General features: G+C 34.2%; 8 protein-coding genes. 3 read left to right on the plus strand and 5 right to left on the minus strand.

Going from position 1 to position 11,039, the window contains the following annotated elements; genetic code table 11:
- The first annotated feature begins 1,083 nt into the window (after positions 1-1,083).
- Genes ACXR6G_RS13990 through ACXR6G_RS14000 form a run of 3 tightly spaced genes read left to right on the plus strand, consistent with a single transcriptional unit; the run spans position 1,084 to position 4,021 of the window.
- The gene (locus tag ACXR6G_RS13990; RefSeq protein WP_458362060.1) at positions 1,084-2,847 is read left to right on the plus strand and encodes an Ig-like domain-containing domain; all 1,764 of its coding nucleotides are present in this window, start codon (positions 1,084-1,086) and stop codon (positions 2,845-2,847) included.
- Between the two features lie 12 nt (positions 2,848-2,859).
- Positions 2,860-3,171: an MTH1187 family thiamine-binding protein gene (locus ACXR6G_RS13995; RefSeq protein ID WP_458362061.1), complete on the plus strand. Its 312-nt coding sequence runs from the start codon at positions 2,860-2,862 to the stop codon at positions 3,169-3,171.
- A gap of 10 nt (positions 3,172-3,181) precedes the next feature.
- Positions 3,182-4,021 carry a DUF3108 domain-containing protein gene (locus ACXR6G_RS14000; RefSeq protein WP_458362062.1) on the plus strand — a complete coding sequence of 280 codons (840 nt, stop codon included), beginning with the start codon at positions 3,182-3,184 and terminating at the stop codon, positions 4,019-4,021.
- Between the two features lie 9 nt (positions 4,022-4,030).
- On the opposite strand, the gene ACXR6G_RS14005 is transcribed toward ACXR6G_RS14000, so the two are convergent.
- From ACXR6G_RS14005 to ACXR6G_RS14025, 5 genes are all read right to left on the minus strand, one after another.
- Entirely contained in the window at positions 4,031-5,146 is a 1,116-nt protein-coding gene (locus tag ACXR6G_RS14005) for a glutaminyl-peptide cyclotransferase (protein WP_458362063.1), read from the minus strand.
- 126 nt (positions 5,147-5,272) lie between these two features.
- Complete coding sequence (gene cysS / locus ACXR6G_RS14010) at positions 5,273-6,748, minus strand: cysteine--tRNA ligase (RefSeq protein ID WP_458362064.1); 1,476 nt, start codon at positions 6,746-6,748, stop codon at positions 5,273-5,275.
- Between the two features lie 158 nt (positions 6,749-6,906).
- Positions 6,907-9,279 (minus strand): penicillin-binding protein 1C, encoded by a 2,373-nt coding sequence (pbpC, locus tag ACXR6G_RS14015; protein ID WP_458362065.1) that lies wholly within the window; start codon positions 9,277-9,279, stop codon positions 6,907-6,909.
- 123 nt (positions 9,280-9,402) lie between these two features.
- Complete coding sequence (locus ACXR6G_RS14020; protein ID WP_458362066.1) at positions 9,403-10,344, minus strand: hypothetical protein; 942 nt, start codon at positions 10,342-10,344, stop codon at positions 9,403-9,405.
- A 180-nt stretch (positions 10,345-10,524) separates the two neighbouring features.
- Positions 10,525-10,971, minus strand: coding sequence for a hypothetical protein (locus tag ACXR6G_RS14025; RefSeq protein WP_458362067.1), 447 nt, complete (start codon positions 10,969-10,971; stop codon positions 10,525-10,527).
- Positions 10,972-11,039: the final 68 nt, after the last annotated feature.

The raw sequence follows: 11,039 nt of genomic DNA on the forward strand, positions 1-11,039 counted from the left end.
ATGCCTCAAACTCTGGAAACAATTACGATTTAGGAATTACGAATTGTTCCTCCTGCTGATTATAGCAGATGTTTCCTCCCTTATAGTGATATCTTAAGAAGCTAAGTCGAATATCCATGATGACTTTATCAAGTTTTCCCCAACACTAAGCGAGATATCTGGTCTATGATTACCCTAATTACTCATCGTTAATCGCTAATTATTCAATGATTTTCCCGCAGATTAGGCTGATTTTCGCAGAAACTTCCCTCCTGGTAACAATACTTTAAGTTTGATATCCAGAATATCCATGCTGACTTTATAAATTTGACTCCATCGTCAGGCAATATCTTAGATCTATTGTTATCCTAATTATTAACTGATATTTTTCGCTAGAGCCGCTGGGCTCTTACTTTTTGCTTAGATAAAAAAGTAAGCAAAAAATCAAGTCAGTCTGATCCTAGTTTTCTCTATGTAGTTGAAACTGTAGCACGCCTGACGGCAGACTGACAAAGCCCGCTCTAAGCTTTTTGTTAAATTCTTTCGATAGAAGAATTCCAGAATATAATCAAGTGAATAATAGTTCGATGCGAATATTTAAGCGTCTTGTTTCTTGCCCTAATTTCTAATGGGCAAAAGTCAGCTTCAAATCTTGAATATTCCTTAGGCTAGTATTTGTCTTCCCGCTGATACTTTCTTGGATATAGCAATATCTTAAGGTCGCTAAACAGAATTTCCAAGACGACTGATAAAGATGTAAATGTCATGGTATGACTTTTTTCATTCCAAACTTAGCAATGTCTTATTTATTTCCCCGCAGATGACGCTGATAAGTCAAGATACTCTACATTCACTTTCTATAGATTAATACTAACTGATCAGTCACTACTAATTGTAATTATGATTTTCTACTCCCCACGGCATTAGGTTTACTTCATATAACCAATCAACATCTGTCCAATTTGACATCTTTAATGTAATTTCACACATCAATTCCTTAATAAATCGAAATTAAAAACCTTTGACATAAGCATTTTAGCTTTATTAACTTATTTTTGTTTCTAATCTTTATAATTTTGTAGATCATTATCAAAACATATCGAATTGAAAGCATTTACTAGTAAAATTCTTGTTGGGTTGTTTATTTCTTCCCTAATTTATTCATGTGCAAACATGGGATATCCAGTTGGTGGACCTAAGGACGAAGAATCTCCTGTTGTTGAAAAAACAACTCCACCCAATTTTTCAACTGAAGTTGAGGGAGGTAAGGTGAATATCTATTTCAATGAATTTGTGCAGTTGAAAGAGATTAACGAAAAATTCGTTGTGTCTCCACCTCTTGATAGAAAGCCTACGGTGAATTTACGTGGTGAATCTATCTATGTTGACATGGGGGATAGCTTAAAACCCAACACAACTTATACACTTGATTTTGCTGATGGTATTGCGGATTTTAACGAAGGAAATCCATTGGATAATTTTCAGTATGTATTTTCTACAGGAAAAGAACTTGATTCTCTAAGTATACAAGGTCACGCTGTAGATGCTTTTACCACCCTTCCTCTAGAGAAAGTACAGATTTATGCTTATTCTAATCATCAGGATTCTGTCCCCTTGACTACGATTCCAGATTACGTTGCTCAAACCGACACAGCAGGGCATTTTAATTTGAGTAATATGAAAGCTGGAACTTATAAAATATTCGCTCTAATTGATGGGAATCGCGATTATAAATATAATGGACCAGGTGAGGTTATTGGCTTTTTGGACAGCTTATTTACTCCCAGTGCTCATACTTTTCAACAATTGGATAGTATTACTCCAGATTCATCGGCACTAAGAACTTATACAGCTTTTAGTCCTGCTGATCTACAAATCAATTTATTTGAGGAGGAAAATCCATTATTATATCTAACTAAGTTTGATCGTTCTCGACGTGAAAAACTGGATTTTGAATTTTCTTTCAAACGAACTGAGGATTTGAAAATTGATATTTTAGAACTAGAAGATGATGCAAATAGTTTTCTTATTGAGAGTAATAGTACTCTTGATACTTTGTCTTATTGGGTCGTTGATTCTAATATTTATAAAAGAGATACATTAACAGCTGTTCTGAACTATCTAAAGACTGATTCAACAAATCAATTAGTTAGCTTTAGTGATACTATAAAGTTGAATTTTAAAGATCCAAAGAAAGCGAAGCAATCAAAGAAACAAGCTGAAAAGTCTAAAATTAAGAAGCCTGTTTATGGCTTTAAATCGAATATTCAATCCTCACAAGATCTTCATAAAGGAATAGAATTCGAGTTTAATGAACCTTTATTTGATTTTATACTTGATAGTATTCATCTTGTAAAAATGGTGGATACTCTGGAAGTTACTGTACCATTCAATTTTGAGGAAGATTCGGCCTTATTACGTACCTATCACATGAATGTGAAATGGGAATCTGAAACCAGTTACCGTTTAGATATTGATTCTGCTACTTTTGAAAATATTTTTGCTTTAAAGAGTGATGCTTTCACAAAGAAATTTAAAACGAAAGAGCTTGAATACTATGGTAAAATACTTCTTCAAGTTGATCATGTTCATCAACCGGTATTGGTGCAAATTATAGAGAATAATAAAAATGAAACCCTTATTCAGAGCAAAAAGATATATTCTGACCAACTTATAACTTTCGATTATCTTGAACCTAAAACCTATATCATTAAAATTATTGAAGATTGGAATGATAATGGTAAATGGGATACGGGTAACTATAAATTAAACCTACAGCCAGAGACCGTTCATTACTTTCGTAAGGAGATAAAGGTACGTTCTAATTGGGAGGTTGAAGAGAATGTTGTAATATCTCACGAACACTAAATATCTAATATTATGTCAGCACTTTTAGAATTCGCTATTTTTCCAACTGATAAAGGTGATAGCGTTAGTCAATATGTTAGTCAAGTTATTGAAATGATTCGCGAAAGTGGAGTCGATTATCAATTAACGGCAATGGGGACTCTTATAGAAACGGAAACTTTTCCTGAAGCATTAGATATTGTGAATAGGGCATATGCCATTTTAGAGCCACATTCTGATCGTGTATATTCAACAATGACTGTTGATATTCAGAAAAACAAGCACAATCGCCTTAAGTCTAAGGTTAGTGCGATTGAGAAAAAAATAGGTAAGGTTAATCTTTAAATTTACTGATTTGAGATATATTCTTTTTATCCTCGTATTATTTTGTTCGATAGGTCAATTAAAATCTCAGGAGAAATCTGGGATTGAGAATTTTGCCTTTCAGGCGGGAGAGAAATTGACTTTTAGAGGCTACTATAACTGGGGCTTTTTATGGGTTGCAGCAGGAGAAGTGAAACTTGAAGTTAAGAACGAACCATATTCTGATAAACCAGCTTATAAAATTGAAGCTTTAGGCAGAAGTTTAAAGGCTTTTGATTGGTTTTTCAAGCTGCGTGACACGATTTCATGTTATGTGGATACAACGAGTTTAAAACCCTTTTATTTTGATCGTAAAACGCATGAAGGAGATTATATTGCTCGACATGAATATTGGTTCGATTACAATAAGGATCAGATATACTCGAAAATAAGAAAAAGACAAAAACCTGAAAGAAAAGATACGCTTGAGAATAAACATATAAGCTCTGATATTGTATCGGTTGCTTATTACACTCGTAACCTGGATTTTTCAAAGTATAAAAAGAAAGAAAAAATCCCGCTTCGTATGCTGATTGATAATGAGGTTCATAATCTATATATCAGATATAAGGGAATAGAAAATGTGAAACTTAAGAGCGGTGAAGTTTACGAGTGTTTAAAGTTTTCTCCAATGCTTGTAAAAGGTCATCTTTTCCAAGGTGGAGAAGATATGACCATTTGGGTGAGTAATGATAGGAACCGAGTTCCAATTATGGTAGAAGCAAAAGTTTTAATAGGGAGTGTTAAAGGCCTTCTTCAATCGTACGAAGGCCTAAGATCAACACGGAATTCTCATTTTAAGAGACGATCAGGAAAAGTGAAAATTGATTAGATAAATGATTTAATCAATCTTTATTTCAAGAAGTTTAGACCAACGTTTACCAGTTACAAATAGGCGATTGTTAATTGAATCGTAAGCAATACCATTTAGTACATCATCACCTTCAGTTAATTTTCTTTTTTCAGCTGGAGTAAGAAGATTTTCCAAGTTAATATTGCTTTCTACTCGTCCGGTAGTAGGATCAATAATAACAATTGTATCAGTTAGCCATAGGTTGGCGTAAATTTTACCATTGATATACTCTAATTCATTCAAAGTATCCACTTGCCCTTTTTCATCGTAAACTTCGATATCACCAATTTTACTGTAATTTTTCGGATCGACTAGAGTTAGTTTGTTGCTACCATCAGAAATAACGAGTTTGTTATTCATGGTTGTAATTCCCCAACCTTCTCCATTTGCAGTAGGTGGTCTGAAGAAATCCTTCTGTGAAAAGTCTTCGGCATCAATTACAAAAGCCTTAGATGCTCTCCATGTTAATTGGATAATATTCCCATTATAGTAGGTGATACCTTCACCAAAATACTTCGGCTCTAATTTTCTGTCAAAAATACTTTCCCCATTTTTTATTTCAACTTTTCGAAGAGTTGATTCCCCATATTGACCCGTTCCTTCATACAAATAACCATCGTGAAAAAATAAGCCTTGTGTGTAGGATTTTTTATCATGAGGAAAAGTATTAACAATTTTATAGGTCAATTCTTTAGGTGCAATATTCGATTTGATATTGTAGAATGAAGAGATATTTCCTCTTTTTCCGTCTTCATGAAAAGCCAAGATTTGAAAATTGTGTTTCCCCATCTTTTTTTCATTTGCTATATGAGAAAAAGTCCAGGGTTTTGAGAAAATTGTCTGATGAGATTTACCATCAACAATTAGTTGTAGAGAATCAATATCCTTTGAATTCTTTCTTTTCTTTATCGAAATCTCAATCGTATCTCCTTGAGCAAAAACTTTTGCTCTTTGTGGTTGCTTTAATTTTAAGCTACGAATATACTCTATAGCCGTTTCCTGAGTTTCTTTTTCAGATTTTGCAATTGTTTTATGAGTTCCGTTTCCATTACAAGCTGAAAGTGAAACAAGGCATAGAGAGATAATAAGGAATTGAAGTTTCATATTTTATGAACGAGATGAATTTTTATTAAATGGAGGTAAACTCCGATGACCAAAGTTAAACTAATGATATTAATTTAACAATTGATTAAAAAAAAGCTGCTCAATATTAATTGAGCAGCTTTTGTATTATTTAATGATTTCCCATTCGGAACCATCTTTAGTATCTTTTATGGCAATACCATAACTACTTAATTCGTTACGAATTTTATCGGCCGTTGCCCAATCTTTATTTTGCTTGGCTTCGTTTCGAGTTGTTAGTAATAATGAAATAAGCTTATCTAGAATCTCATTGGTTCCCCCATCAGCTTCTTTTTCATTTTTCAATCCCAATACGTCGTAAACTAAATCTTGATAAAGTTTCTTAAGTGATTCAAGTTGATCAGCAGTGATCTGTTCTTTGCCAGCTGCTAATGAGTTGATCATTTTCACGCCATCGAAAAGATGAGCAATTAGAATTGGCGTATTAATATCGTCATTTAATGCAGTATAAGCTTTTGTCTTAATATCCACAATATTGACTGTTGATTCTGCACCAGCTTTAATTTTATCAAGTGTAGCTACAGCTGCCATTAATCTATTAAAGCCTTTTTCTGCAGCCTTAAGCGCATCATTTGAGAAATCAAGAGGACTACGGTAATGCGCTTGTAAAATAAAGAAACGAATAGTCATAGGACTATATGCTTGTTCCAATACATCGTTATCACCAGCAAATAGTTGGTCAAGAGTAATAAAGTTACCCAATGATTTACCCATTTTCTGACCGTTGATCGTAATCATGTTGTTGTGCATCCAATAACGAACTGCTTCGTGACCATGAGCACCGGTTGATTGTGCAATTTCACATTCGTGATGTGGGAATTGTAGATCAAGTCCACCGCCATGAATATCGAATTCAGCACCCAAATATTTTTGACTCATAGCCGAACACTCAAGGTGCCATCCTGGGAAACCATCGCTCCATTTTGATGGCCAACGCATGATATGCTCAGGATTCGCTTTCTTCCAAAGTGCGAAGTCAAAGCTATTTTTCTTTTCACTCTGTCCTTCTAAGTCGCGTGTATTTGAAATTAAATCTTCAATTTTTCTACCTGAAAGCTTACCGTAATCGTGCTTTTTACTATATTTTTCTACATCGAAGTAAACCGAACCATTACTTTCGTAGGCAAAACCATTCTCGAATAACTTTTCAATCAGTTCAATTTGTTCGATGATATGACCAGAAGCACGAGGTTCAATACTTGGCATTAGAACATTTAGATCATTCATATTGGTATGGTAACGATCAGTAAAATACTGAACAACTTCCATAGGTTCCAATTCCTCTAAACGGGCTTTCTGTGCAATTTTATCTTCTCCTTCGTCAGCATCGTTAACCAGGTGTCCTACGTCGGTAATATTACGAACGTAACGCACTTTGTAACCAGAATGCTTTAAAAAACGGAATAATATATCGAAAGTAATTGCTGGACGAGAGTGACCTAAATGAGCATCACCATAAACAGTAGGACCGCAAACATATAATCCAACATGTCCGGGGTTAATAGGCGTAAACAGCTCTTTCTTTCGGCTGAGTGTATTGTAAATTTGCAAATTATTTTCCATCGTCATTGTATTTAAATATCAGCAATTCAAACTTGTTGATATACAGCTTAAAATAATCAAAAGAATAATTGATTTCTTTTGGGTTTGTAAAATTATAAAAAATTATGGCTTCGAAGCCTGATTATGAGCAATAATAGTCGTGCGGAATAGATAGTTAACTATTTTTCACTTATTAACACCTCAAATTTTCGAGTTAAAACTTCACCCTTGTCATCTATTAATATGAGAATATGTTTGCCTAAACCGGTAAATATTTCCTTTTGATGTACATTATTAGTGCTGCCTAAATATTCATTATCGATATGCCAATAAATAGTTGCTCGAGGAATACTATGAGCTGCCTGGAAAATTGATCGTTCGAGCAATCCTCCAAAATTCTTAGGAATAAAAAGGCGGGTGTTATTCTTAGGGTAAATAATATCTATGTTTTCATTATCCTGACTCATGCAAGTTTCTAAATAGGGTGGTCGAGATTGGTATAAGGGGTTTTTTCTTTGATAATACCATTCCATTGCTGGAGGTAAAATCATATACGATTTCTGAATCATATCGCTAACACGGTAACAATCGGCATTAACTCTATATTGACCCGTTTTGTCTAAGTTGATTCGTTTACAATAGGGACAAGTACTTGTTCGTTCTCCAGTAATTGCAACATCTAAACTGTCTATTTCACTGCAATTGAATGATGCCTTGTAGCCGCTTTTTTTACAGACCACTACTTTCAACATATCATCGTAAGGCTTATCGAACCAAGTGCTAGTTGGTAGCGATTTAAAAATATCGAATAAGATGGGTGCAGCAGTTGCGCCACCCGTTAAGCCTGGTCGTCCCTCGCCATCAGCATTGCCGACCCATACAACGACTACATATTCGGGTGTAATACCAACAGACCATGCATCTCGATGACCAAAACTAGTTCCTGTTTTCCATGCAATTTTTCGTGATGAATTATACAGGCTCCAATTGACACCATCTATGGGTCTATCCATTTCGTTTAAAGCCTCGAAAGTGTGATAAACGGGAGCAGCTCCCATCATATCATTGAAGGATTTGTTCTTGATTTTATAGGTAAATGATGATTTATAGGATGCAGGAAAATACAAATCGCTTGAATATTCTGAACTTCCATTCGTATAGAATTGTAACATTCTACTAAGGCTCGAATAGACGTTTCCAAGCTCCCATAAACTCACTTCTCCTCCTCCTAATATCAAACTCAAACCATAATTATCGGCTGATCGATTAATGCTTGTGAAGCCCAATTCTCTAAGCTTATTCCTAAATTTTTCCACTCCATATTTCTGAAGCATCAAAACGGCAGGAATATTTAAGGATCTCGCCAGTGCATTGCTAGCTTTTACAGCGCCATCGTGTTTCTTGTTAAAATTCTTTGGTGCATAGCCCGATATTTGAGTTGGAATATCTGCTAATAATGTATGTGGCAAAAGCTGCGATTCCTTAATCATTAAGGAATAAAGAAGTGGCTTGAGAATACTTCCTGAGCTGCGATTGCAAGAGATTAAATCGACTTGATGACCCGAATTGACATCTTTGCCTGGTGTGTTGCCAACATAGGAAAGTACTTTCCCTGATTTTACGTCAATAATTAATGCTGCGGCATTCTGAATTTGATTTTCTCTAAGGCGACTGTAATGTTGCTCAATAATCCGACTACAGGATTTCTGAATATTGATATCTATACTTGTCTTAATCGATTTGCCTTGTTGCCCATCATTTATGGCACGCGTTAATAGGTGAGGTGCTAATTGAGGTAAAGCTTTGGGTTTTTGTGGCAATTCTTCAGCCTTAGCCAACTCACAAGTTAAGGAATCGATAATCTCATTCTTAGCTAACTTATCCAATAATCGATTTCGCTTTGCTAATAATATGCTATGGTTTCTTCCAGGATAAATTAAAGATGGTGAATTGGGAAGCACAGCTAAGGTTGTTGTTTCTCCCCAGGATAATTTACTCGATGGTCGCCCATAATATCGCCAAGAGGCCGTTTCTAAACCCACAACATTACCTCCAAATGGAGCATGTGATGCATATAGATTAAGAATTTCTTTTTTTGAATAGGATAACTCCAATCTGACTGACAGAACGAATTCGATCAATTTTTGATGCAAATTCCTTTGCTTGCTATCTCGGCTCATACGAATAAGTTGTTGCGTTATGGTGCTACCTCCACTTACTATACGATTCTCCGAAATATTTTGAACTAATGCTCTACCAATCGAGATTGGGTTAACTCCAGGATGATAGTAGAAATACTGGTCTTCGAAATGAAGGAGTGCTTGCTCGTATTTATAGGGAATACTATCGCTTGCAGGGAATCTCCATTGGCCATCGGGAGCGATTTGAGCTGCCAGCAAATGATTGTTTCGATCGAATAGTAAACTTGAATAAGGCGTATTGAAAATCGGTTGGGGCAAGCTAAACCAGAACCAAATTAATAAAACAACAAAACTTCCAAACTTAATGAGGTTTGGAAGTTTTATCAGTGACTTTAACGCTTTGGGTTTCATTAATTAATTTAATTTTTACTGAAATTTCATATCGATTACTCGATGAGTGTACTCATTTGAATATCAGGATGTTTTCCACTGAGAAAATGACCTAGCGATAGCCGACTCTTTTGCACATCATTTTTATTTGAATACATCCATTATTCTATTCATACGTGATTTATTCTTTAATTCAGAAATTTCATTATTTAGAGAATTCACCTGTTCATTTTTTGATAGAATTGTATTGTTTAGATTTGTGTTACTGGAATAAAGTTGATTGTTCCTATTCACAAGGGTTTCAATTTCGTTATTTTTATTTACAATGTTGCTTTTTAGTTCAATCACTTTGTTTTCAGTATCATTGAGCTTGATTATAATTTCATTTTCTTTGTATTTATCTGAAGTTGGTGATACTAAAATATTTCCAAATATTTGCTTTCTGAAAACGACATTCATAAAATCACGTAAGTTATCTTCTTCTTTTTCTGAAACGTCACTCGCTGATTTTTTCAATTTTAATTTTGGTCCAATCGCGATTTCAATTACTGGAATTTTCTTTTTTTCGTAATCTATAATCTTATTTCCTTCTACATCTTTTGTTACAAATATTTCCAAACTAAAAAATCCATTCCATTGTAAAGATAATTTTGCTGGTTTTGAGAATAACACTAAAAGGTCAGCATAATATGTATTTTCTCCACATACCATTTTCTTTTCCGTTATAATATTGTCAACCTCAATTTTATATACCTTGTCTTGATAGGGTTTAGTTCTTTTATCTTTTAATTTTAGATTTAAGATTCTTATATCTGAAATAACTTCTTGTGCGATTAAATGTGAAATAGTTAAACCTTTAGATGTATGGTTTTCATTTATTCCTTGATTTGGGTAATATCTAAAAGTTTTCTGTCCATTATTAAAAGTAAGTTTTGGACTTTCTTTTGATTTAGTTAGAAATAAGGGAAAATGTAATTCTTTAAATTTTCGATACTCGACATCAGACATTTTTATTAATTCCCATCTAGAAACTTTTTCCCATTGGTTATTAAAATACTTGTATGCTCTAAGTTTAGAATTTATCACTTTTCTTTAATGGTGTATAACAGTCTTGCTTAGGTTTGTGAGTGATTTCAAAGAGTAATCTTATCAATATACCCAATAAGCAAGCCGAATAAATTTATATTTTAAGCAAGCCCATTTATTAGGTTCGCTTCGTTTATGTTGTCGAAGTATTATCTCCTAGACTTATGGCCTAGCGGATTCCTACTCGATTATCGGTTCGATTTTTAAAGAGTCTACTTTACTGGTGTGATTATTATTTTGATTTGATATTTCGGATTTTATTGTCTCTTTTGTGTGTCGAGGCTTTTGTTTATTTTTTTCTAACCAATCATACAACTGTAAACATCCAAGGAATATTCCTAGTATTACCCCCATACCTGCTATTATCTTCCAAACAGCAATAGATTTAATCCTCCACGAAAGAGATGAGAAAGACTTAAATTTAGTGCCTTTTATCGTTAACCTGAACAACTTATTTCCCATATCTTCCACCAAATCCAATTCTCCCAAGAACTCCAAAATAGAAATGGTGTTACTCATGGTTTCATTTATAAATCCATTATTTATAACTTCAAATGAGGTTTTTCCATTATGCGATTTTAGGCATTTTATTATTTCCTCTGCTCTTTTTTCTTGTTCCTTATTCATATCAATTTCTTCTTCCTTTCATACCCACTACTCCCTAAGCTGACCGCTAACGTCTGTGTAAAGGACCC

The sequence above is a fragment of the Ancylomarina sp. YFZ004 genome (assembly GCF_054254355.1).

What these genes read in the sequence shown, in the direction of transcription:
- ACXR6G_RS14025 (WP_458362067.1), bottom strand. Translation starts at nt 10,971, where the DNA reads ATGAATAAGGAACAAGAAAAAAGAGCAGAGGAAATAATAAAATGCCTA.
- pbpC (WP_458362065.1), bottom strand. Translation starts at nt 9,279, where the DNA reads ATGAAACCCAAAGCGTTAAAGTCACTGATAAAACTTCCAAACCTCATT.
- ACXR6G_RS14005 (WP_458362063.1), bottom strand. Translation starts at nt 5,146, where the DNA reads ATGAAACTTCAATTCCTTATTATCTCTCTATGCCTTGTTTCACTTTCA.
- cysS (WP_458362064.1), bottom strand. Translation starts at nt 6,748, where the DNA reads ATGGAAAATAATTTGCAAATTTACAATACACTCAGCCGAAAGAAAGAG.
- ACXR6G_RS13995 (WP_458362061.1), top strand. Translation starts at nt 2,860, where the DNA reads ATGTCAGCACTTTTAGAATTCGCTATTTTTCCAACTGATAAAGGTGAT.